This window comes from Arthrobacter sp. CAU 1506, from assembly GCF_005047635.1.
In the GTDB taxonomy this organism is placed as follows: Bacteria; Actinomycetota; Actinomycetes; order Actinomycetales; family Micrococcaceae; genus Crystallibacter.
In genome coordinates, this window is record NZ_SUKC01000006.1 from 162,692 (window position 1) to 185,554 (window position 22,863).

Here is a 22,863-nt window from a genome sequence, read left to right on the forward strand (position 1 = left end):
GGACACCTCTTCCCATGCCCACGATTGACCAAACACTGGCCCAGTACAGCGAGCTGTTCATGCTGCTCGGTGCGATGGCGTTCACCGTCGCCTTCATCGCCTTCTGCTGGGACCTGGCGAAGTCCAGCAAGACCATCAAGGCCGTCGAGGACCGGCTGGCCGCCGAGCATGCCACGGCGGACGTGGCAGTGCTGGTCGGCGCGGCCGGAGCCAGCTCCGGATCCGCTGCCGGCCGGACCGCCGGCGGCAGCGCAGGCCAGGCGCACACCGTCGAAATGGCCTCTGACTCGATGAACTACGGCAAGGAACGCCGGGCCGCAGCGCGAATCGGCGTGGCCCTCACCGTGCTGGCGACGGTCATCCTGGCCGCCGGCGTGCTGACCCGCGGGTTGGCAGCGCACCGGGTGCCGTGGGGCAACATGTACGAATTCTGCACCACCGGCGCGCTGATGGTGGCGGTTGTCTACCTGATTGCGCTGACCCGTAAAGACCTGCGTTTCCTCGGCTCGTTCGTCATCGGGCTTGTGGTGGTCATGCTGATCGCTGCCACCATCGGATTCCCGACGCCGGTGGCCCACCTGATCCCCGCCCTGCAGAGCTACTGGATCATCATCCACGTCTCGGTGGCCGTGCTGGCGTCCGCGCTGTTCACGCTGACCTTCGCCATGTCCGTGCTGCAGCTGATCCAGGGCAACCGTGAAGCCCGCGGCCGCGCTGGCAAAGCGGACAAACTGGCTTTCATGCGCTTGGTGCCCTCCGCGCTGACCTTGGAGAACGCCGCCTACCGGATCAACGCGGTGTCCTTCGTGTTCTGGACGTTCACCCTGGTGCTCGGCGCCATCTGGGCCGAAGAGGCCTGGGGCCGCTACTGGGGCTGGGACACCAAGGAAGTCTGGACGTTCGTGATCTGGGTGGTCTACGCCGGCTACCTGCACGCCCGCGCCACCCGCGGCTGGACCGGCACCCGCGCCGCATGGCTGTCCATCGTCGGCTACCTCTGCGTGGTTTTCAACTTCACCATCGTCAACGTCTTCTTCGCTGGCCTGCACAGCTACGCCGGGGTCTAGCTCCCTTTACGGACCCGGACAGACGGGAGTGCCCGCCCACCTACCGGACGGGAGTGCCTGCCCACCTAACGGATGGGCAAGCGGGGAAGCCGCTTCGCCTGTCTGACGGGCGGGGAAGCCGTCTGATCCAACGGGTGCGCCGGAGAATCCCGCCCGCCCTCCCCGCGAGCGGAGCGGTGCCAAGCGCCGTGCCGGCAGGTGTCCACCGCCAGACTCCATAACGCAAGAAGGCCCGCAGCTCTGGATTCACGCAGAGCTGCGGGCCTTTGTCGAAACCCGAGGGTCTCAGGGCTGATTAGCGCGGACCGTTATCCGGATCGTCTTCGCTCAGTTGCCGGCCGTCATGGGTGGCAGGCTTGTCATCGTTGCCGTGCGGCCGGTCCTCGCGTTTCTTTGGTTCCGGGTCGCGCTTCTTCGGCTCCTGTTCACGCTTTTTCTGTTCCTCTTCGCGCTGCTTGGCGCGGCGCTGGGCGTCAAGCGTGCGGAGGAATGCAATGTCATCGTCCGGAGCAGCCGGGCGGGGTGCTTGCTGGGGTTGCCGGCTGCCCGCGCGGGGCCGCCCCCACATAAACCACATCAGGGCGCCGATCAGGGGGACCAAGATGATGGTCAGGATCCATCCCGGTTTTGAGATACTGCGCACCTCGTGGGGCCGGGACCGGATGCACTCGATCAGGGCATAGATCACCACTGCGAGAGCCAGTACCGCGAGCAGGATAAAGAGACGGACCATGCATTAATTGTAGGTGAGCACCGCGCTGGGGACTGCGGATACCGTAGGCTGTCCGGGTGATCTCGCGGGCAGCGTAAACTTGAGGGGTGGCATTTTGGAAATTCAGCGCCCTGCGGCTTGGCATCATGGCCGTCATCTTTGTTATCTGCCTGTTCCTGAGGCTGGGCGTCATCTACTCCGCCCTAGCGGCAGCGGTCATGGGCTGGTGCATCACCTACCTGTTCTTCCGCGAGATGAGGGACGAAGCCGGGAGGGCACTCGCCAGCCGCTTCAACAAAGGCGTGGCGGCACCGCGGACCTCCACGGAGATCTCCGATGCACTGGCCGAGGACTCCGCCGTCGAGCAGCACGGAGAGCTGCGAGTGGATTCGGACCGCAAGCCCAAGCCTGCACAGCAGCCGGCCCACCAGCAGCAAGCCCAGCAGAAGCCGGACGAACCCGGGTCCGCGGACCAGAGCTAGCCGGATCCCGCGGCCAGTTCGGCCACGGCATCAAGCGTTGACGGCAGGCGGGAGCCCGCAGCACCGCCCTACATGATCGTGCTGAGCACCAGGCCCAGGCCGAAGGCGACGGCGAAGCCCAGATTGATCAGGCCGGTCTGCTTCAGTACCGGTATCAGGCTCTCCCGCTTCTTGCCCTTGAGCATCAGCCAGCAGGGCGTGAGGCACGCCGGCACCAGCAGCAGGACCAGCAGGATCCAGGGGAATTCGTAGACCAGGATCAGCGGCAGCAGGAGAGCCACCGCCAGCATCATGACGTAGCTGATGCGCGCGGCCTCGTCGCCCATGCGCACTGCCAGCGTCATTTTCCCGACTTCGCGGTCGGTGGGGATGTCGCGGACGTTGTTGGCCATCAGGAGGGCAGTGGCGATCAAGCCGGTCCCGACGGCGCCGATGAATGACGGCCAGCTGACCTGCAGGGCCTGGGTGTAGGTGGTTCCCATGGTGGCGACAATGCCAAAGAACAGGAACACGTAGACCTCGCCCAGCCCGCGGTAGCCGTACGGGTTGTTGCCGCCGGTGTAGCCCCAGGCCGCGATCACGCAGCCTACGCCCACCAGCAACAGCGGCCAGGTTTGGGACAGGATGATCAGTGCGAGCCCGGCGACCATGGCCAGCCCGAAGCTGCCGAAGGCGGCGGCCTTCACGGCTTGCGGCGTGGCCAGCCCGGAGCCGGTCAGCCGCAGCGGTCCGACGCGCACGTCGTCGGTGCCGCGGACGCCGTCCGAATAGTCGTTCGCATAGTTCACCCCCACCTGGAACAGAATGGCCACCAGTGCAGCCAGCACGGCCAGCAGCGGCCGGAAAGACCCCAGCTCATAGGCGGCAGCGCTGCCGATGATCACCGGCGCGATCGACATCGGAAGTGTGCGGGGCCGTGCCCCTTCGAGCCATTGCCCGGCTGTAGCCACTGTGGAAGATCCTTACCTGTGGGGGACTGGTACAACATCGGCTGCGGGCATCCGCAGCAAGGTTCTATTCTCGCCCATGGGCGGCGCTGGGCCGTGCAGCAGGCCGAGCGGGAGTGCCGGATGTCACGATCGCGGCGGTTCCGCTCCAAGCTGCTCTTCGCCGGGCAGCGCGGCTCCCGCCGCCGACCGGCGCAGGATCTCCGCCACGGCCAGGCGGTCCGGTTTGCCGTTGGACAACAGCGGCAGCGCATCCAGATGCACAATGTGCCGCGGGACGGCCGGACTTCCCAATGCCGCGCGGACGCCCGACTGGATCTGGTCCGCGGTGGCGGTTCCGACGACCGCGGCGCACACCTTGGTGCCCCACTCCGGGTCCGGGACTCCCGCCACCAAAGCCGCCCGTACCTCCGGGAGCCGTTCAATGGACTCGGCGACGGCAGCCGCCGAGACCTTGACGCCGCCGGTGATCAGAACATCGTCTGCACGCCCGCTCACGGTGAGCGCACCGGCGTCGTCGATCTCGCCCAGGTCCTCGGTGCGGAACCACCGGGTGCCGCCGGACTCGCTGAAGTGTGCCGCGGTCAGCTCCGGGTTCGCCAGGTAGCCGCCGGCCACCACGTCGCCGCCGATCAGGACCCGGCCCTCTTCGAGCTGCAAGCTGACGCCCTGCAGCGGCACGCCGTCGTACACGCAGCCGCCGCAGGTCTCGCTCATGCCGTAGGTGCGCACAATCTTCAGGGAATGCTTGGCCGCCTCGGTGCGCAGCGCCGCCGGCATCCGGGCCCCGCCCAGCAGGATCGCGTCAAAGCGGCGCAGCGCGCTGATGGTTTCCGGCGTCGGGGAGGAGAGCAGCCGGTGCAGTTGGGTGGGCACGAGGGAGGTGATCCGGAACCGGTCGGTCAGCGCGGAGGCCGCCTCGGTGAACGCCTGCGCGGTAAAGCCGTGGGACAGGTCCATGGCCCAGGGCCGGGTACCCGCGTAAAGCGAGCGGACCAGCACCTGCAGGCCGGCGACGTAATTCGGTGCCAGCGTCAGCAGCCACTGGCCCTCGCCGCCCAGCCGCAACGCCGTGCCCATCGACGACGCAGCCAGCGCGTCGATGCCCAGCATGGTGGCCTTGGGCGTGCCGGTGGAACCCGAGGTCCGGACAATGGCGGCGGTCTCCGGAGCCAGGCCGGGCAACGTCACCGGCAGCGGGGTCCCGTCGGCCGCGATTTCGACGGCGGGACCCTCGCCGCCCAGTGCTGCCGTCAGCGCCGTCAAGGCCGGCTGGATGTCCATCCCTGCCGCCTTAGAAGTAGTAGGGGAACGCAGACCAGTCGGGGTCGCGCTTGGCCAGGAACGCTTCCTTGCCTTCCACGGCTTCGTCCGTCATGTAGGCCAGCCGGGTGGCTTCACCTGCGAAGACCTGCTGGCCGGCCAGTCCGTCGTCGGCCAGGTTGAAGGCGAACTTGAGCATCCGGATGGCCTGCGGCGACTGCCGGGCGATGTCTGCGGCGTACTCCAGCGCCACCTCTTCGAGGCGCTCGTGGTCGACCGCCTCGTTGACCGCGCCCATGCGGACCATGTCCTCGGCGGAGTATTCGCGGGCCAGGAAGAAAATCTCCCGCGCGGCCTTTTGGCCGATCTGGCGGGCCAGCAACGCCGAGCCGTAGCCCGCGTCGAAGCTGCCAACGGTGGCATCAGTCTGCTTGAACTTACCGTGCTGGCGGGAGGCGATGGTCAGGTCCGAGACCACGTGCAGCGAATGCCCGCCGCCGGCCGCCCAGCCGTTGACGACGGCGATGACCACCTTGGGCATCGTGCGCATCAACCGTTGGACTTCCAGAATGTGCAGCCGGCCGGCGCGGGCAGGATCGATGGTCTCCTTCGTTTCCCCGGCTGCGTACCGGTAACCGTCACGGCCGCGGATGCGCTGGTCTCCGCCCGAGCAGAACGAGTGACCGCCGTCCTTGGCGGAGGGGCCGTTGCCGGTCAGCAACACCGTGGCGACATCCGGCGTCATCCGCGCATGGTCCATCGCCCGGTAGAGCTCGTCGACCGTTCCGGGCCGGAACGCGTTGCGCACCTCCGGCCGGTTGAAAGCGATACGCACCGCGGGCAGATCGCGGACCACGTTCCCGTCGGCGTCGCGTTCCACCTGGCGGTGGTAGGTCATGTCCTGGAAATCGAAGCCCTCCACCACACGCCAGCGCTGCGGGTCGAAGAGGTCGGAAACCTTCTCCGGCAGATCGGACTGTACCTCGCGGCCAGTGCTCTCGGAATGGGTATTGGCTGGGGCAGGGGTCTCGGAAGTCACTCTTCGAGTTTATCGTCGCGGTTGAGTAGACCTTCCAACGCTGTCCGGTAGCCGCGCTAGGAAATGCAGAACTCGTTGCCCTCCGGGTCGGCCATCGTGTGCCAGCCGTGCGGGCCCTGGGTCTCCGTGTACAAGAAGGTGGCGCCACGCGCTTCCAGCCGCGCCCGGACCTCGTCCTTGTCTTCCCCGGCCAGACGGACGTCCCAATGGATCCGGTTCTTGACCGATTTGGACTCCGGAACCGGCTGGAACAAGATCCGCTGCCGGGCTTTGCTCTCCGCTTGATCCGGTGGGCAGATCGCCGCGCCGTCTTTCCACACTCGAACGTTATTGTGCACGATGGTGTCCGCGTCGGTGGCAAAGCCTTGCTCGATCATGCTGGTGATGAAGTCCTGGTCCGTAGGTTCCACCTCCCAGCCCAGCGTTTCCGCCCACCAATCGGCCTGGGCGTGCGCGTCCTTGCAGTCGACTGCCATCTGAATGTCATACGTCATGGCGTTGAGCGTAAAGGCTCCCGTCACTCTGCGGTAGAGGAACACGGACAGCATCGGACCTGAATGGAGAACCTGCCGACCTCGCGCCGTGATTGAGTCGGAAGAATCATGACTGAGCACCCCACGTCCTCCCGGCCAGAGCCCTCGTCATCCCTGGGGGCGCAGGAGTTTCTGCGCTGGTATTGGCTGAAAACGGAACTGCAGCAGTTTGCACGGGATCTGGGTGTCAGCGCCACCGGGGGCAAGGAGGACATCACGGCACGCATTGCCACAGTCCTTCGCGGTGGCCCGAAGCATCTGCCTTCGCCCACCAGCCCAGCATCACGAAAGCCTCGCCGGCAGCTGGCGGGTCCTCTGCATCGCGGCACTATCGTTCCGGCCGGGCAGCGATGCAGCCAGGTGCTGCGGGCCTGGTTTAAGGAGGAACTGGGCCCCAATTTCCGGTTCGATGGACCGATGCGTGAATTCTTTAGCGCGGCCGACGGCACAACTACTCTCGGAGATGCGGTGGCTCATTGGCATTCGTCGCGGCACGATGCCCCACGTGAGATCTCCCGCCAGTTCGAATTCAATAGATTCACGCGCCGGTGGCACCGCGAGCACCCCAACGGAAGCCGCCAAGAGATGTTGTCTGCCTGGCACGTCTACCGTTCTTTGCCCCGCGACGAGCAGGATCCCGTCTGATCGAAAGCCGCCGCCCACCCCGGGGTGTACCTCTGGTGCGGATCGCCGCTTGGGGTCGCAGCGGTCCGGGTTCGAGCCGGCGGCGGCTCCCGGGCCGGGCCGCAGGGCTCCTCGAAGTCACAACCGCTCTCCACTAGGCTGGTTGGCAGACCAACGACTCCTGCTGAAAGAGCCAATGTGGGCCATCACCTTGAACTAGTCCAGCACATCAACGCGCCGGTCGAGGCGGTCTGGCGCGTCCTGACCGACATTCCTGGTTCTGCCCGGACCCTGAGCTCCATCACCCGTGTGGAGATCATGACGCCCGGCGACTACGCCGAGGGGTTCCGGTGGCGCGAAACCCGGAAGATGATGGGCAAGGAAGCCACCGAGGAGATGTGGGTCGCGGACGTGGACGCGCCGACCTCCACCACGGTCAAGGCACACTCCGGCGGAGCCGACTACACCACGCGGTTCACGCTCGCGCCGACAGACGGCGGCACCCGGCTGACCATGTTCTTTGGTGCCGAGATGGAGAATCCTGGAACTTTCGCCAAAGTGATGCTGGCGCTGTTCGGGAAACTGGGGCTGAACATCACCCGCAAGCAGATGGCCAGGGACCTGGCAGAGATCGCCGCCAAGGCCGAGGGCCGGGACCCGGCTGCCGCGTGACGCCGGAACAGGAACGGCAGAAGCGCATGTCCGGCACCATCGACCCCCACGTCGCCCTCGACCGCAGCGGGCCGGGACAGCCGGTGCTGCTGATCCGCCAGGAATTCAGCCACAGTCCCGACCGGCTGTGGCGCGCCCTCACTGACGACGACGAGCTCTCGGCGTGGTTCCCCTGCCGCGTCAAACTGGACCTCAGGACCGGCGGCACCATCCACTTTCTGTTTCCCGGGGAAGAACCGGACGCCGGTCAAGTGCTGGAGGTGCTGCCGGAAAAGGTCCTGGCGTTTAGCTGGGACCAAGAAGTCCTGCGATGGACGGTGGAGCCTGCGGAGCCGGGTCGCAGCACGCTGGCTCTGGCGAATTCACTCCAAGACCCCGCGTGGGCAGCGAGAGTGGCAGCAGGCTGGCATCAATGCATCGAACAGCTGGGGGCGTTGCTGGACGGCCAGCCGGCAGGCCAAGAGCCCAGCCGGCCGATCGACGAGCTGGTGGAAAAGTACGGCCGCTTGCTCTAGGCCGCTGCCACCTGCCGCTGCCTCCTAGCGCTGAACCAAGCTGCATAACGTGGCTGCTCCTTCACCGCTGCGGTCACATCAGTTGACCGGCCCAGAGCCGCGTGGGATTCTTTATAGAACGGTCGGTCGGTAATCTCTGCTGTCCCAGACAGCGAGCGGCCGCTCATCGTCACGTTGATCGATCAAGCGCGAGGGATTAATTCTATGGCTGAGGCATTCCTGATTGGCGGGGCGCGAACCCCGGTTGGCCGCTATGGAGGCGCACTGTCCGCAGTCCGTCCGGACGACCTGGCTGCGCTGGTCGTCAAGGAAGCCGTGGCCCGGGCAGGCATCGATCCGGATGCGGTTGAAGAGGTCATCCTCGGCAACGCCAACGGCGCCGGCGAGGAAAACCGCAACGTGGCCCGGATGGCCTGGTTGCTGGCCGGCTTCGCCGACCACGTTCCCGGCATTACCGTCAACCGCCTGTGCGCCTCCGGCCTGAGCGCCATCATCCAGGCCTCCCACATGATCAAGGCCGGTGCAGCAGACATCGTCATCGCCGGCGGCGTGGAATCGATGAGCCGGGCGCCGTGGGTCCAGGAGAAGCCGGCCAAAGCCTTCGCCAAGCCCGGCGAAATCTTCGACACCTCCATCGGCTGGCGCTTCGTCAACCAGCGTTTCGCCAAGGGCGACCTCAGCCGCGGCGGCAAGATGACCTACTCCATGCCGGAGACCGCAGAGGAAGTGGCCGACGTCTACGGCATTTCCCGCGAGGATGCGGACGCCTTCGCCGTCCAGTCCCACGAGCGCGCCATCGCAGCCATCGAGGCGGGCCGGCTCAAGGAAGAAATCGTCCCGGTGACGGTCAAGGGACGGAAGGGCGACACCGTCGTCGACACCGATGAGGGACCCCGCCCCGGGACCACCATGGACGTTCTTGCCGGGCTCCGGCCGATCATCAAGCCCGACGGCGTAGTCACCGCGGGCAACTCCAGTTCGCTCAACGACGGCGCCTCGGCGATCGTGATTGCCTCCGAGGCCGCCGTGAACAAGTTCGGTCTCACACCCCGCGCCCGCATTGTCGACGGCGCATCAGCCGGCGTCGCGCCGGAAATCATGGGCATCGGCCCGGTTCCCGCCACCCGCAAGGTGCTGGACCGCGCGGGCTGGAACATCGATGACCTGGGCGCGGTGGAGCTCAACGAGGCGTTCGCCACTCAGTCGCTCGCGGTGCTGCGTGACCTGAAGCTGGATCAGGGCATCGTGAACAACGACGGCGGTGCCATCGCTTTGGGGCACCCGCTCGGTTCCAGCGGCTCCCGCCTGGTGGTGACCCTGCTGGGCCGGATGGAACGCGAGGGCGCCCAGCGCGGCCTGGCCACCATGTGCGTGGGCGTCGGGCAGGGCACGTCGATGATCGTCGAGCGGGTCTGATGCTCTTCGCCGACTACTCCTTCAGTACGCTGCGCGTGGACGAGCGGGAAGACCGCGTCCACGTGACGTTGAACAGGCCGGAAGTCCGTAACGCCATCGACCAGGCCATGGTGGACGAACTGCACTCCGTGTGCGCCGTGCTGGAGCACCAGCCGCGGATCCTGATCCTGTCCGGCACCGAATCCAATGGCAAAGGCATCTTCGCCTCCGGTGCTGACATCTCCCAACTGCGTGAACGGCGCCGCGACGACGCGCTGGCGGGCATCAACTCCACCGTTTTCCACCGCATTGCCCGGCTCCCCATGCCGGTCATCGCCGCGCTCGACGGCTTCGCCCTCGGCGGGGGAGCGGAACTGGCGTACGCCGCCGACTTCCGGATCGCCACGCCGTCGGTAAAGATCGGCCAGCCGGAAACCGGGCTGGGTATCATGGCCGCAGCCGGAGCCACCTGGCGCCTGAAGGAACTGGTGGGGGAGCCGCTGGCCAAGGAAATCCTGCTGGCCGGCCGCATCCTGGACGCCGACGAAGCGCTGGCCGCCCGACTGGTCACAGAGATCCACGAGCCCGCCAAACTCATTGACGCCGCCCATGCGCTGGCGGACCGGATCGGCAAGCAGGACCCGCTGGCTGTCCGGCTCACCAAGACCGTGTTCCACACCCCGCGCGAGGCGCACCCGGTCATCGACACCGTCGCCCAAGGCATTCTGTTCGAATCCCAGGCCAAATTCGACCGGATGCAGTCGTTCTTGGATAGCAGCGCCGCCAAGAGCGCTGCCAAGAGCGCCGCCCAGCAGAACGAATCCAAGTGAGCGAGATGAATCCTGTGCAGACCATTCCCAACAACGTAGGTGTCCTCGGCGGCGGCCGCATGGGCGCCGGCATCGCCCATGCGTTCCTGACCGCGGGAGCCGACGTCGTCGTGGTGGAGCGCGACGACGCTGCGGCCCAGGCTGCGCACGAGCGGGTGGCGGGTGCCTTGGCCAAGAGCGTGGAACGCGGCACCACCGAGGAGTCGCTGGATACGCTGACGTCACGGCTATCGGTGTCCGTTGACTACGGATCGTTCGCCGCCTGCGGTCTGGTGGTGGAGGCCGTGCCGGAGGACTTCGACCTCAAGTCCACCGCGCTGAAGGCCGTGGAAGCCCAGCTTTCCCCGACCGCGTGGCTGGCGACGAACACGTCCTCGCTGTCCATCACCAAGCTGGCCGACCAACTGCAGCGCCCGGCCAACTTCTGCGGCCTGCACTTCTTCAATCCGGTGCCCGCGTCGCAGCTAGTGGAAGTGGTGCTGGCTCCGGAGACTTCGGAAGAGCTCGCCGCCGCCTCCCGGAGCTGGGTCGAGGCACTGAAGAAGACCGCCGTCGTCGTTAACGACGCGCCGGGCTTCGCCTCCTCGCGGCTCGGCGTGGCCATAGCGCTGGAAGCCATGCGCATGGTGGAAGAAGGCGTCGCCTCGGCAGAGGACATCGACGCCGCCATGGTGCTGGGCTACAAGCATCCGGTAGGGCCGCTCAAAACCACCGACATCGTGGGCCTGGATGTGCGCCTGGGCATCGCCGAATACCTGCACTCCACACTCGGGGAGCGGTTTGCTCCGCCGCAGATCCTGCGGGACAAGGTGGCCCGGGGGGAACTCGGCCGCAAGTCCGGCAAGGGTTTCTTCGACTGGGAGAAGTGACCGGACCCCGGACAGGGATCATCAGGTGCAGCCTGGCCGCCGGCCGGGCTGCACCCGTTTAAACTGGCCGACTTAACTGGCCAGCGTCGACGCCTTAACCGGCCCACTCCTTCGTGGCGCGCCACGGTTGTAGGCTGCTGGGATGGCACTGTTCGAACCGCTGACACTGACCGGCAGCCTGGTGAAGCTGCAGCCTCTGCGGGTTCGGCACCTGCCCGAGCTCGAGGATGCGGTGCGCGATGGCGAACTGTGGAACCTCTGGTACACGCGGATCCCGTCGCCGCACACCATGGAATTGGAAATCCGGCGGCGGCTGGAACTCCAGGACCAGGGCCGGATGATTCCGTTTACCGTGCGCCGGCTGTCCGACGACACCGTGCTGGGCATGACGACGTTCTGCAATATCGACGAAGCCGCGCCGCGGGTAGAGATCGGCTACACCTGGAACCGGGCCAGCGCGCAGGGGACCGGAACCAACCCCGACAGCAAGCTGCTGCTGATGGGCCACGCCTTCGAAACCCTCGGCTGCTGCGCGGTGGAATTCCGCACCGACCGGATGAACCGCCAGTCCCGCGACGCCATCGAGCGGCTGGGAGCCCGGCAGGACGGCGTGCTGCGCAGGCATACCAAGATGCCCGACGGCCGGATCCGCGACACGGTGGTCTACTCCGTGCTGGACTCCGAGTGGCCGGACGTCAAAGCACGGTTGAGGCAACGGGTGGACAAGGAGCGCACGCCGTGAGCGGCCGGACCCAGGGTCCCGGGCCGGCCGGCGACCCCGCCGTCGCACCGCGTCCGAGCAGCGCCCTTTCCGGTGTCGTCGGCTGGGAAGGCGCGGTCAACGCCCGCCGCGTGGCGGGGGATATCTTCCGGATGGGCCGAGCGGAATGGCTGACGGCCGCCGGCTGGCAGCAGGCGTACGACGACGGGGTACGCACCATTGTGGATCTGCGGAACCCGGGTGAACGATCGCGCCGTCCGACAGATCCGGTGGTTCCGCCGGCTGCCCTGGAAAGGGTCACCGTGCTCAACCGGCCCACGGAGGAGCCCGGGCATCCGGAACTCGCAGCCAATGCGCCGTATATGAACCATCCGCGCTTCTATTTGGACAACGTGCGGATCTTCCCGCAACTGATCGCCGAGGTTTTCCGCACGCTGGCACACGCGGAAGGCGCCGTCGTCGTCCATTGCTCCGCCGGGCGGGACCGCACCGGGCTGGTCTCCATGATGCTGCTGCAGCTCGCCGGGGTGCCGGCCGGGCAGATCGCCGACGCGCATGAGCTAGGCATCCGCGGTATCAACGACTGGCATCGAATCAGCCCCTACCGGCATCCGGTGGAGAGCTACATCAGCGGCGACGAACTGGAGGCGCGCGTGGCCGACATGCGCGGGTCGTTGCTGCAGGTGCTGTCCCAGCTGGATGTGGAACCGTTCCTGTTGCGCCATGGCCTGGCCCGAAGCGACATCGAGGCCCTCCGCGCCCGAATGGCAGGCTGACAGCAACCCTGCCGAAGCCTTAACGCCAGGTCCTCCGCGCCGGCAGCACGGGCTGAGGCGCGGCCGTCGGGGCTTATTCAGCGTTCCGGTCGCGCCGGGGGCCGTGACCTCTTGCCTTGCCGCACCCGCTGGCCGACACTCAGGGAGCCAAGCAAGTCTTAAACGGTTATCCGGAGGTTGATGTGAGGCTAAAACGTGTAATGGCTACAGTCGCCCTGGGCGCAGTGCTGCCCCTGGGGTTCGCAGCGAGTGCGGTGGCCGAACCGCAGAGCAAACCTAACGGCCCTTGGCCGGGCGAGAACCCGTCCAGCCTGGCCGCCATACATAGCTACGAGCAATTGTGGTCCACGCTGGAGAGCATTGAGGGCCGGGCCAAGGGCGCGTTCGACCTGTCAGCGGCGCCGCTGACGAGCAACACCGGTCGGGAGATCCCGGTAGTCACGATTGGCGACGGGCCTACAGACGTCATGTACATCGCCAACCAGCATGGCGACGAATACGTGGTTTCCGAGGCGATGATCAGTCTGATCAGAAGTATTTCCGGCAACAACCCCGACGCCCGCGCCATTCGCGAGGCACTCACCGTGACCATCGTGCCCCGCGTCAATGTGGACGGATTCGACGCCGATGTCACGGACCAGGCCGGAAACACCACCCCGTGGCGGCAGAACTACGACCCGAGCTGCACCCAAGCGCCGTGCGACCCGTTCTACCAGGTGGGCCGCGGCTATGACATGAACCGCTATCACTCCTACAGCGACAACGCCTACGATCACCCCTATCTGGCCGGCGATGACAACCTGAACCCGGTTCCCGAAGCGATCGCCATGCGGTTGCTCTGGGACGAACGCCGGCCCGATCTGGTGCTGGACTTCCACCACCAGGGAACGTACGTGGACGACGACGGACGGATGATCACCGGATCGACGATGTGGCCGAATGCGGTGGAAGAGGCGGAAGCTCTCGGCATCGCGGACGAGTTTGCTGCAACGATCGAAAAGTCCCAGCGGGCCGTTTCGGTGATGCTCAGCGAGCTGGACCAGTACGGCTACGCCAACATCACCCGTTATCCGAGCACCAGCACGCCCGGCATCGCACGCAACGCCTACGGTCTGCTGGGCTCCGCCTCCGTGCTGTTCGAAATGCGCGGAGGGATTGACGCCAAGTCCAACGGGTACATCGCCAAGACGGCCGAGGTAGCCGGCAAAGCGGTCCTCGAGGCGGTTGCCGATGGGTCATGGGAAACCGCCAGCCTGGAACCGGTCGAAAACCTGCGCGAGCGGGGTGAACCGATCCGGAACCCCCACGAATAACACCGTCGCAGCCCGGTCCGTTGTCTTCGCGGGCTCACGGACTGTACGCCACGTACCCCGCCCGGCAGCACATCCTGCCGGGCGGGGTGCGCCGGTTTGGTCCTGCACGGTGGCGGCCGATGGTGCCGCTGCCTGCGAGCTGCACCGGAGAGGGGCTGTGCGCGGCAGCACGGTCATGTAGTCTAGGTACGTTACCGACCGACCGTTCAGTATTTTAAGTTCCCGTCGGACATCCGCGACCAGCGTCCGGCCGAGGGAAGAGAAAGGGCTGTCAACGATGACCTCTACCGCCGTTGATGTCGAGATTGTTCCCAGCTACATCCAGGATGCCTGGTGGACGCCTGCGGGCAATGTTTCCGGAACCGAGGTCCGCGATGCCAGCACCGGCGATGTGCTGGCGCGGGTCAGCACCGACGGCCTGGACCTGGCCGCCGCCGTCGAACACGGCCGCAGCGTCGGCCAGGCCTCGCTGGGAAAGCTCACGTTCCACCAGCGCGCGCTCAAGCTTAAGGAACTGGCGCAGTACCTGAACGCCCGGCGTGAGGCGCTGTATGAGGTCTCGCACCGCACCGGTGCCACCAAGATCGACAACATGATCGACATCGATGGCGGGATCGGCGTGCTGTTCACCTTCGGTTCCAAGGGCCGCCGTGAGCTGCCGAACTCGCAGATCGTGGTGGACGGACCGGCCGAGGTCCTGGCCAAGGACGGCTCCTTCATGGGCCAGCACATCTACACCCGCATCCCCGGCGTGGCCGTGCAGATCAACGCCTTCAACTTCCCGGTGTGGGGCATGCTGGAGAAATTCGCCCCGGCCTTCATCGCGGGCGTCCCGACGATCGTGAAGCCGGCCACGCCCACTGGCTACGTTGCCGCCGCCGCGGTGAAGTTGATCATCGAATCGAACATCCTGCCGGCCGGCTCGCTCCAGCTGATTTCCGGTTCTGCGCGCGACCTGCTGGATCACTTGGACTACCGCGACGCGGTGGCTTTCACCGGATCCGCCTCCACCGCAAACCTGCTGAAGTCCCACCCGAACGTGGCCCAGGGAGGCATCCGCTTCACCGCCGAGGCGGATTCGCTCAACGCGGCGATCCTCGGCCCGGATGCGGCGCCAGGCACGCCGGAGTTCGACGCGTACATCAAGTCGCTGGTCACCGAAATGACCGCCAAGGCCGGCCAGAAATGCACCTCCATCCGCCGCGCCATCGTTCCCCATGACCGGATCCAGGACGTGGCCGAGGCCGTCCGGGCCCGGATTGAGCAGCGCGTGGTCGTCGGAGACCCGCGCGCCGAGGGCGTGACCATGGGCGCGCTGGCCTCGCTGGAACAGCTCAACGACGTCCGCGCCGCGGTCCAGGCCATGGTCGACGCCGGTGGCGAACTGGCCTACGGGACGCTCGACGCGCCGCAGGTTACCCGCGCCGACGGGACCGTGGGCGATTCGGAAGGGGCCTTCATGGCTCCGGTGCTGTTGACCTGGGCGGACGCGGAGGCGGAGGCCGTGCACTCGCTCGAAGCCTTCGGGCCGGTCTCTTCCGTGATCGGCTATCAGGATCTCGACGACGCCGTGCGGTTGGCCGCCAAGGGCGCGGGATCGCTGGTGGCAACCGTGGCGACGAACGACCCGGAAGCCGCGCGCGTGCTGGTGTCCGGAATTGCCGCGCACCACGGCCGCGTGCTGGTCCTCAACCGCGAGGACGCCAAAACGTCCACCGGACACGGTTCACCGGTCCCGCACCTGATTCACGGCGGCCCGGGTCGCGCCGGCGGAGGCGAGGAGCTGGGCGGCATCCGCTCCGTACTGCACCACATGCAGCGCACCGCCATCCAAGGATCGCCGAACATGCTGACGGCGGTCACCGGGGTGTGGCATACCGGCGCCGACCAGAATTTCGACGACGTCCATCCGTTCCGGAAGAACCTGGCCGAGCTGAAGATCGGCGATGCACTGCGCTCTGAACTGCGCCAGGTCACGTTGGAGGACATCACGGCGTTCGCCAACGAAACCGGCGACACGTTCTACGCGCACACCAACCAGGAAGCCGCGGCCGCCAATCCGTTCTTCCCCGGCATCGTGGCGCATGGCTACCTGCTGCTCGCCTGGGGTGCCGGCCTGTTCGTGGAGCCCGCGCCGGGCCCGGTGCTGGCGAACTATGGCTTGGAGAACCTGCGCTTCATTACCCCGGTGGCCGCCGGAGATTCGATCCGCGTGACGCTCACCGCCAAGCGGATCACGCCGCGTGAAACGGACGAGTACGGCGAAGTCGCCTGGGACGCGGTTCTGACCAACCAGAACGACGAGATCGTCGCGACCTACGACGTGCTCACACTGGTGGAGAAGTAGCCGGAGCCCCTCCTGCCGCGTCCCCGGCGGCTTCGGCCCCGGGGATCGGCGGGTAATAGACGGCCGTGTGCCAGCGCCAGAAGGCGATCAGCACCAGCAGCACCGTCGCCCCGTTCAATAGCTGGGAAGTCGGCGGACTGGGAAACACCAGCGACGTGGCCAGTTGCACCACGGCGAAAGCCAGCCATAGCCACCACGCCTCATAGATCCGGTGGGCCAAGCCCAGATACACCACCGTGACCACTGCCCCGTAGAACGCCTGCAGCACCAGCACGGTCAGCAAGCCGCCTTCCAGTGGAAATCCCGCCAGAACGTCGCTGGCCATGAACAACAAGGTGGCAGCGGTCAAGGCCAGCAGGGCCACGCCCCAATCGCGGCCGGTTGCCCGGCGGACCTGCACCGCGGGCAATGCGGCGCCGTCGGGGGAGAGGGTCACGGCCGCGGCGCGCCAGCGCCAGGCACCGTAGCAGGGCAGCAACAGCGCCACGACGACGGAGGCGTTGATGAAGAACGCGGCTCCGCCGTCGAAATTCGGGATGACCAGCAGCAGGAAGACCATCGCCTGCTGGATGAGCAGCACCGGCCAGGCCCAGCGCGTGCGGAGCCCGAACAGGAAGACGGCGAGCAGTCCGACCAATGCCTGCAGATGGCCCACGGAGACTAGCGCGCCGGCAGAACCGTCCGGGACCTTCAGCGCCATGATCCAGTCCATGCTGCCGGCCTCCGCGTGGCTGCTTACGCGGTCCGGCCCGGGGCGCCGGTGCCGGGTGTGGCGGGACGGCCTGGATGCGCTGGCTCCAGTCGATGTTTGCTCCGCACCCGCCGCCGCATCGCGCGCTGCCAGGTCAGGTAACCGAAGACTTGGAGCGCTGCAGCGACCGCGCCATATACCGTGAACCAGACCGGCGCGTTTTGGAGGGTGGAGAGGAACATGGTGGACAGCGAGAGCGACACGCCCAGCCACCAGGACTGGATGACCCCGTGCGCGAAGCCCAGATACATCACCGCCGGAAGGGCGGCCAGCAGTGCATTAAACAGATACAGCGGGCCGATCTCCGCCAGCGGCGTCACACCGGCGAACGCGTTCAGGAGGTACAACAGCAGCAACAGGCCGGCGCCGATTCCCCACTCACGGCCGTGCGCCGCGCGGAGCGGCACATGGACTCCTACGCGCCGGTACTGGGTCCATTTCCAGAGGCCGTAGAGGGCGGCAGCCATCACGAAGATCGTGCTGGTGTTCAAGCGTCCGTTGGGGATGCCCGTCGCCATGAGGACGGCGGTGGAGGCAACCGGCAGCAGCCACGCCCAGAACACCCGGTAGGAGAACAAGACAATGCCCGCAATCGTGAGCGCCATATTCAGCGCCGGCACCCACCAGGACACCCCATCCATATCGATCACGTCCCCATAACGCCGACTGGTTGACGCCAGCCTAGCAGGCGCTGACCGGGAATTCAGCAGGCATTTATGGTCCGATAAAACGGGCCCGAAGCGGACCGGCCGGACCGGCTGTCGCGATGGGACAGAGCGGCGTGGGTCAGGCGATCACACGGGCCGCGGCGGGCAGATGGAGGCCATCGAACACCATGGCGATCAGGTCGTCGGCGAGCTTCTGCGGCGACAGCGGACCGCCCGGTTTGTACCATTCGACAATGGAGTTGATGGTGCCGAAAAGCAGCCGAGCAGTGATCCGCGGGTCGATGTCTCCGCGGAGGGACCCTTCCGTCCGGGCCGCGTCCACCAATTCAGCGACCGTGTGGTCGAACGTGCGGCGGCGCTCCAACGCGTCGCGTTCGATCTCGGTGTTGCCGCGCAGGCGCAGCAGAAGGGTCACATAGGGGAGTTTGTCGCAGAGGACCTGAACGGTGCCGCGCAGCACGTACTCCAGACGGGCATCGGCCCGGCCGGTGGAAGCCGACGGGTTTTCCAGGACGGCTTCCAAGCTCCCCAATGCTTCTTCCAGGGCCAACCGCAGGAGGTCGCCCTTGGACGGAACGTGGTGATAGATGGCGCTCTTGGAGATCCCCAGGTTCTCGGCGAGGATGCCCATCGACGTGGCCTCGTAGCCGTGCTTGTTGAAGACGCCGACGGCGACGTTCAGCACCGACTGCTGGTCGTAGCCCGGGCGGCCGCGGCGAACTGTCTCCTGAGCCTTTGTCTTCACCATTGTTCTATTCTCCCACGACCGTTAGGTCGGTAATGCGTGCGGCAGGTGCCCGGCCAAGCCGGGCACCCGCCGTCGCGCGTCGATTAAGAGGTTGCCGGGACCGGTCAGGCGTTGTCGCGCAGGTCGTAGACCCGGCGCAGCTTTCCGCTGGAGCGGGCCAGGGTGCCGGGGTCGGCGACCACGATCTTGCAGCTGGAGCCCACGTGGATTTTGATCTGCCGTTGCAGCTCGCGGGACGCTTCGACGGCCATCGCAGCGGTGCAGTCCTCGCGGCGCTCGATCTTGACGGTCAGCTCGTCCATCCGGTTGGGCCGGGTGATCTCCAGCTGGAAGTGCGGGCTCAGGCCGGGGATGCGCAGGGCGATCTCCTCGATCTGGGTGGGGAAAAGGTTCACCCCGCGCAGGATGATCATGTCGTCCGAGCGGCCGGTGATCCGGCCGATCCGGCGCATGTTCGGGCGGCCGGTGCCGGGCAGCAGCCGGGTGAGGTCGTGCGTGCGGTAGCGGATTACCGGCATGGCTTCCTTGGTCAGCGAGGTGAACACCAACTCGCCGGCCTGGCCATCGTCCAGCACCGCATCAGTCAGCGGGTCGATGATCTCCGGGCGGAAGTGGTCCTCCCAGATGGTGGAGCCGTCCTTGTAGTCCACGCATTCACCGGCCACGCCGGGGCCCATCACCTCGGACAGGCCGTAGATGTCGCAGGCGTCGATGTCCAGCTTGTTCTCCAGCTCGTGGCGCATCTCGTCGGTCCACGGTTCGGCGCCGAGCACGGCGACCTTCAGGGACGTCTTGGCCGGGTCGAGGCCGGCGCGCTCCATCGCGTCCACGATGGTCAGCAGGTAGGTGGGGGTGCAGAGGATGGCGTCCGGTTCGAAGTCCTGGATCAGCTGGATCTGCTTCTCGGTCTGGCCGCCCGACATCGGGATCACCGTGCAGCCGAGCTTCTCCGCACCGTAGTGGGCGCCGAGTCCGCCGGTGAACAGGCCGTAGCCGTAGGCGTTGTGGACCTTCCAGCCCTTCTTCACGCCGGAGGCGCGGATGGAGCGGGCGAACAGCGTTTCCCAGTTCTGGATGTCCTTCCGGGTGTAGCCGACCACGGTCGCCCGGCCGGTGGTGCCGGAGGAGGCGTGGATGCGGGCCACTTCCTGCTGCGGCACGGCGAACATGCCAAACGGGTAGGCCTGGCGCAGGTCTTCCTTGTCCGTGTACGGGAACTTGGCCAGATCAGACAGTTCCTTGAGGTCCTCGGGCCGCACACCGGCGTCGTCGAACTTCTTTTTGTACATCGGCACCCGCTCGTAGGCGTAGGCGACGGTGTGCTGCAGGCGCTGCAGCTGCAGGGCTTCCAGTTCGTCACGGCTCATCAGCTCCTCGGGGTCGAGGGTGTCCTCGGCGGCGGGAGTGGTCTTGCGGGCTTTGGTGCCGGTGGTGGCGGTCATGGGACGGTCCTTCGATGCGGGTCGGGCTGTAGTGCTCGGCGGGTGGCTGTGGGCGGCGTGGTCAGGATGCGGAGGGCTTGCGGGCAGGGTTGGGCACGGTGCGGGAGCGGCCCCGGAACTCGAGGAGCACGTCAGCACCGCCGTGCGGATTCTCCTGCGTGACGGTGATGTCATACAGGCCGCTGCGGCCGGTCTGGTTGACCAGCCGGGCGTTGGCGGTCAGCAGTCGGCCGGCGAATCCGGGGTTGAGGAAATTCACGTCGACGCCGGAGGCTACCGTGATGGTGCTGCCGTCGCCGTCCGGGTCGTTGCACGCCAGCGCGAAGGCCACGTCGGCGAAGGCGAACACCATGCCGCCCTGTGCCATGCCGAAGCCGTTGAGCATTTCCTCGCGCAGGCGCATCTGGATGACGACGTCGCCAAACTCCGCCTTCAGGATTTCCACGCCCATCCACTGGGCGGCCTGGTCGTCGACGAAGGCCGGATGCATGGGTCGCTCTCCCGGTTGCAGGTCGTTGCTGTCCGCCGGATGGTCGAGGGAAGTGTCGACGTCGATGTCCGTCATGAAGGCCCCTAGCTTTTAATACCGAATGTTCATTAGGTAATCCTGAAATGTGATCCAAGTCAAGACGGGCCAGAGGGCTCGGGCAGCGTGGAGCAGCGGCATGGGCCGGCGCCGCCCGCTGTCCCGGGAGGCACCGCCCCGCCGACGCTAGACCAGTTCCGTGGCGCCGATCGCATCAAGGGTATAAGCGTAATCCCATGCCCGGTCCTTCCAAGCCTCATACCGTCCGGAGGCGCCGCCGTGGCCTGCCTCCATCTCGGTCTTGAGCACAATCGGATCGGACCCAGTTCCGGTCTCGCGCAGGGCCGCCACCCATTTGGCCGGCTCGACGTAGAGCACCCGTGTGTCGTTGAAGCTGGTTACTGCGGCGATCTTCGGGTAGGCCGCCGCCCGCACGTTCTCATATGGGGAGTAGGACTTCATGTAGGCATACACGTCCGGATCGGTGATCGGGTTGCCCCACTCCTCCCACTCCAGCGCCGAGAGCGGCAGGTCTGGATCCAGGATGGACGTCAGGGCATCCACGAACGGCACCTGCGCCACGATCGCCGCGTACTTCTCCGGTGCCAGGTTGGCAATGGCACCCATCAGCAGCCCGCCGGCCGAGCCGCCCATCGCTGCAATGCGGGCCGGGTCCGCCCAACCGGAGGCCGCCAGCCAGTCGGTGGCGTCCACGAAGTCGGTGAAGGTGTTTTTCTTGCGCAGTTTCTTGCCGTCGTCGTACCAGTGCCGGCCCATCTCGCCGCCGCCGCGCACGTGGGCCACCACGTAGACCACGCCGCGGTCCAGCAGGGACAGCCGTGCGGTGTTGAAGGCAGGATCCATGCTGACTTCATAGCTGCCGTAGGCGTAAACCAGGGCCGGGTTGCTGCCGTCGCGCTGCACCGAGGCCCGGCGGATCACTGAGAGCGGGATGTTGGTGCCGTCGGCCGCCGTGGCCCACTCGCGTTCGGCAATGTAGTCGGCCGGGTCGTAGCCGCCCAGCACCGGCGTTTCCTTGCGCAGATGCAGTGTGCCGGTGGCCAGCTCGTAGTCGTAAATCCGGGGTGGGGTCAGGAAGGAGGTGTAGGCCAGCCGGATCATCGGTGCTTCGTAGTCGGAGCCGCCTATGCCGGCAGTAAACAGCTCCTCGTCGAAGCTCGGTTCCGCCGGGGCTGCCTGGCTGTCGGTTCCCAGGCCGGCCAGGGGCAGTACCTGGACACGTTCGATGGTGTCCTTGCGGATCGACAGCACCACGTGGGTGGAGGTGACGCCGGCGCCGTTGACACGCACCCGGTCATCATGTTCCAGCACGGTGTCCCAGTGCTGCGCGCCCAACGGCTGGGAGAACTCAGTCAGGTCGGCCAACGAGACCATCGAGTTCACCGCGTCTTTATTGTGCGTGAGCAGCACTTTCTGCACGCCGTCCAGCAGGAACGGCTCGGCATCGTAAAGCACCCGCTCGCTGCGCGGGATCAGGGTCTGCAGTCCGGCATCCGGCTCGGCGAAGTCCAGCAGCCGGGTTTCGGAGTATTCGGAGCAGCCGATGCCGATCACCAAGTGCCGACGGTCGGAGGAGAGCTCAAAACCCAACCACATGGCCGGATCGTCTTCCTGGTAAATCACGACGTCGGAGTCCACCGAAGTGCCGATGGAGTGCGCCTTGATTTGGTACGGGCGCCAAGACTCATCCACCACGGTGTAGAACACGCGGCTGCCATCAGGGTCGAAAGCGAGGGAGTAAAAGACGTTCTCCACGACGTCGTCCAGCAGCGCGCCGGTGTCCAGGTCCTTGATCCGCAGGGTGAAGCGCTCATCGCCCGCGAAATCCGCGGCATAGGCGTACAACCTGCCGTCCTTGGTGACGGCCGAGCCGCCCAGCGAGAAGAACGGCTTGCCGTCCGCTTCCGCGTTGCCGTCCAGCAGAATCTGCTCGCCGGGTACCGGCTGGCCGGGTTCAACCTGCGGGGGAGTCCAGTCTGCTGCGCGATCGCCGGTGTCCGAGGCCCGGACCCGGCACTGGATCCCGTACTGTTTGCCCTCTTCCATGCGGCCGTAGTACCACCAGCCGTCCTTGCGCACGGGGACGGACAAGTCCGTTTCCTGCGTACGGGTCTTGATTTCCTGGAAGATCGCCTCGCGCAGCGGCTGCTGATGCGCCGTCACGGTCTCTGTGTAGGCGTTCTCCGCCTGCAGGTGGGCGACGACGTCCGGATCCTCCTTGTCCCGCAGCCACTCGTAGTTGTCCACGAAGGTGTCGCCGTGGTGGGAACGCTCGGTGGGAACCTTGCGGGCCACCGGAGGTTCGGGGCGGGCTGTGGGGGAGGAGATATTGGCAGTGTCGGCGGCGGAGTGCGTCATGGCATCAATATATAGACGGACTGGTCGGCAGCGGCTGCGGTTTGGCTCAGGGTGGACAAGGAGGCCCGGGAATTGGAGAGCAATTTCAACGGACAATTCGTCAGGCGGCGCGGTCCGTTTTCGGCGCAGTTGCACCGGTCGGGGCCGGTGGGACAGGGCGGTGCGCGGAGTCAGCAGGCAGTTTGGCCTCTTGCCCCGTGAGCATTTCTCGTGTGTATTGAAAACAACTGGACAGAAGGGAGAA

Annotated in this window: 23 protein-coding genes; 12 read left to right on the top strand and 11 right to left on the bottom strand. The window is 66.4% G+C overall.

Annotated features, from left to right (window positions below):
• Positions 1 to 14: 14 nt before the first annotated feature.
• Positions 15 to 1,067 carry a c-type cytochrome biogenesis protein CcsB gene (gene ccsB / locus E4J89_RS09285; protein ID WP_136785835.1) on the top strand — a complete coding sequence of 351 codons (1,053 nt, stop codon included), beginning with the start codon at positions 15 to 17 and terminating at the stop codon, positions 1,065 to 1,067.
• Between the two features lie 295 nt (positions 1,068 to 1,362).
• On the opposite strand, the gene E4J89_RS09290 is transcribed toward ccsB, so the two are convergent.
• A complete protein-coding gene (locus E4J89_RS09290) occupies positions 1,363 to 1,800 on the bottom strand; it encodes a PLD nuclease N-terminal domain-containing protein (RefSeq protein WP_136785836.1) in 438 nt (145 codons plus the stop codon).
• Between the two features lie 86 nt (positions 1,801 to 1,886).
• Here E4J89_RS09290 and E4J89_RS09295 point away from each other — a divergent pair, with 86 nt between their 5' ends.
• Positions 1,887 to 2,261 carry a DUF4229 domain-containing protein gene (locus E4J89_RS09295; protein WP_136785837.1) on the top strand — a complete coding sequence of 125 codons (375 nt, stop codon included), beginning with the start codon at positions 1,887 to 1,889 and terminating at the stop codon, positions 2,259 to 2,261.
• A 68-nt stretch (positions 2,262 to 2,329) separates the two neighbouring features.
• Here E4J89_RS09295 and E4J89_RS09300 read toward each other — a convergent pair whose 3' ends face one another.
• From E4J89_RS09300 to E4J89_RS09315, 4 genes are all read right to left on the bottom strand, one after another.
• Positions 2,330 to 3,211: a 1,4-dihydroxy-2-naphthoate polyprenyltransferase gene (locus E4J89_RS09300; protein ID WP_136785838.1), complete on the bottom strand. Its 882-nt coding sequence runs from the start codon at positions 3,209 to 3,211 to the stop codon at positions 2,330 to 2,332.
• A 123-nt stretch (positions 3,212 to 3,334) separates the two neighbouring features.
• Entirely contained in the window at positions 3,335 to 4,492 is a 1,158-nt protein-coding gene (locus tag E4J89_RS09305) for an AMP-binding protein (protein ID WP_136785839.1), read from the bottom strand.
• A gap of 10 nt (positions 4,493 to 4,502) precedes the next feature.
• Positions 4,503 to 5,441 (bottom strand): 1,4-dihydroxy-2-naphthoyl-CoA synthase, encoded by a 939-nt coding sequence (locus E4J89_RS09310; RefSeq protein WP_205754448.1) that lies wholly within the window; start codon positions 5,439 to 5,441, stop codon positions 4,503 to 4,505.
• Between the two features lie 125 nt (positions 5,442 to 5,566).
• The gene (locus E4J89_RS09315) at positions 5,567 to 6,004 is read right to left on the bottom strand and encodes a VOC family protein (protein ID WP_136785841.1); all 438 of its coding nucleotides are present in this window, start codon (positions 6,002 to 6,004) and stop codon (positions 5,567 to 5,569) included.
• 108 nt (positions 6,005 to 6,112) lie between these two features.
• Between E4J89_RS09315 and E4J89_RS09320 the strand changes: the two genes are divergently transcribed.
• From E4J89_RS09320 to paaZ, 10 genes are all read left to right on the top strand, one after another.
• Positions 6,113 to 6,688: a DUF6434 domain-containing protein gene (locus tag E4J89_RS09320; RefSeq protein ID WP_136785842.1), complete on the top strand. Its 576-nt coding sequence runs from the start codon at positions 6,113 to 6,115 to the stop codon at positions 6,686 to 6,688.
• Between the two features lie 177 nt (positions 6,689 to 6,865).
• The gene (locus tag E4J89_RS09325; protein ID WP_136785843.1) at positions 6,866 to 7,339 is read left to right on the top strand and encodes an SRPBCC family protein; all 474 of its coding nucleotides are present in this window, start codon (positions 6,866 to 6,868) and stop codon (positions 7,337 to 7,339) included.
• A gap of 26 nt (positions 7,340 to 7,365) precedes the next feature.
• Complete coding sequence (locus E4J89_RS09330; protein ID WP_136785844.1) at positions 7,366 to 7,854, top strand: SRPBCC domain-containing protein; 489 nt, start codon at positions 7,366 to 7,368, stop codon at positions 7,852 to 7,854.
• A gap of 204 nt (positions 7,855 to 8,058) precedes the next feature.
• Positions 8,059 to 9,270 carry an acetyl-CoA C-acyltransferase gene (locus E4J89_RS09335; protein ID WP_136785845.1) on the top strand — a complete coding sequence of 404 codons (1,212 nt, stop codon included), beginning with the start codon at positions 8,059 to 8,061 and terminating at the stop codon, positions 9,268 to 9,270.
• Positions 9,270 to 10,079, top strand: coding sequence for an enoyl-CoA hydratase/isomerase family protein (locus E4J89_RS09340; protein WP_136785846.1), 810 nt, complete (start codon positions 9,270 to 9,272; stop codon positions 10,077 to 10,079). Before E4J89_RS09335 ends, E4J89_RS09340 begins: the two co-directional genes overlap by 1 nt.
• A gap of 5 nt (positions 10,080 to 10,084) precedes the next feature.
• Positions 10,085 to 10,948: a 3-hydroxyacyl-CoA dehydrogenase family protein gene (locus tag E4J89_RS09345; RefSeq protein WP_136785894.1), complete on the top strand. Its 864-nt coding sequence runs from the start codon at positions 10,085 to 10,087 to the stop codon at positions 10,946 to 10,948.
• Positions 10,949 to 11,090: 142 nt separating this feature from the next.
• Positions 11,091 to 11,690, top strand: a complete 600-nt coding sequence (locus E4J89_RS09350) for a GNAT family protein (protein ID WP_136785847.1) — start codon at positions 11,091 to 11,093, stop codon at positions 11,688 to 11,690.
• The gene (locus E4J89_RS09355) at positions 11,687 to 12,445 is read left to right on the top strand and encodes a tyrosine-protein phosphatase (protein WP_240691816.1); all 759 of its coding nucleotides are present in this window, start codon (positions 11,687 to 11,689) and stop codon (positions 12,443 to 12,445) included. Before E4J89_RS09350 ends, E4J89_RS09355 begins: the two co-directional genes overlap by 4 nt.
• A 200-nt stretch (positions 12,446 to 12,645) precedes the next feature.
• Positions 12,646 to 13,758 (top strand): M14 family zinc carboxypeptidase, encoded by a 1,113-nt coding sequence (locus E4J89_RS09360; RefSeq protein WP_136785848.1) that lies wholly within the window; start codon positions 12,646 to 12,648, stop codon positions 13,756 to 13,758.
• A gap of 277 nt (positions 13,759 to 14,035) precedes the next feature.
• Entirely contained in the window at positions 14,036 to 16,105 is a 2,070-nt protein-coding gene (gene paaZ / locus E4J89_RS09365) for a phenylacetic acid degradation bifunctional protein PaaZ (protein WP_136785849.1), read from the top strand.
• Here the strand turns inward: paaZ and E4J89_RS09370 are convergent.
• The 6 genes from E4J89_RS09370 to E4J89_RS09395 all read right to left on the bottom strand — a co-directional run bounded on the left by E4J89_RS09370 (position 16,086) and on the right by E4J89_RS09395 (position 22,619).
• Positions 16,086 to 16,817 carry a nicotinamide mononucleotide transporter gene (locus E4J89_RS09370; RefSeq protein WP_136785850.1) on the bottom strand — a complete coding sequence of 244 codons (732 nt, stop codon included), beginning with the start codon at positions 16,815 to 16,817 and terminating at the stop codon, positions 16,086 to 16,088. The genes paaZ and E4J89_RS09370 overlap by 20 nt on opposite strands.
• Positions 16,818 to 16,840: 23 nt before the next feature.
• A complete protein-coding gene (locus tag E4J89_RS09375) occupies positions 16,841 to 17,506 on the bottom strand; it encodes a hypothetical protein (RefSeq protein ID WP_136785851.1) in 666 nt (221 codons plus the stop codon).
• A 136-nt stretch (positions 17,507 to 17,642) separates the two neighbouring features.
• Positions 17,643 to 18,272: a TetR/AcrR family transcriptional regulator gene (locus tag E4J89_RS09380; RefSeq protein WP_136785852.1), complete on the bottom strand. Its 630-nt coding sequence runs from the start codon at positions 18,270 to 18,272 to the stop codon at positions 17,643 to 17,645.
• Positions 18,273 to 18,376: 104 nt separating this feature from the next.
• Complete coding sequence (gene paaK / locus E4J89_RS09385) at positions 18,377 to 19,714, bottom strand: phenylacetate--CoA ligase PaaK (protein ID WP_136785853.1); 1,338 nt, start codon at positions 19,712 to 19,714, stop codon at positions 18,377 to 18,379.
• A gap of 61 nt (positions 19,715 to 19,775) precedes the next feature.
• On the bottom strand, positions 19,776 to 20,204 hold the full coding sequence (locus E4J89_RS09390; protein WP_136785896.1) for a hotdog fold thioesterase: 429 nt from the start codon (positions 20,202 to 20,204) through the stop codon (positions 19,776 to 19,778).
• 222 nt (positions 20,205 to 20,426) lie between these two features.
• Positions 20,427 to 22,619 (bottom strand): S9 family peptidase, encoded by a 2,193-nt coding sequence (locus E4J89_RS09395; protein ID WP_136785854.1) that lies wholly within the window; start codon positions 22,617 to 22,619, stop codon positions 20,427 to 20,429.
• Positions 22,620 to 22,863: the final 244 nt, after the last annotated feature.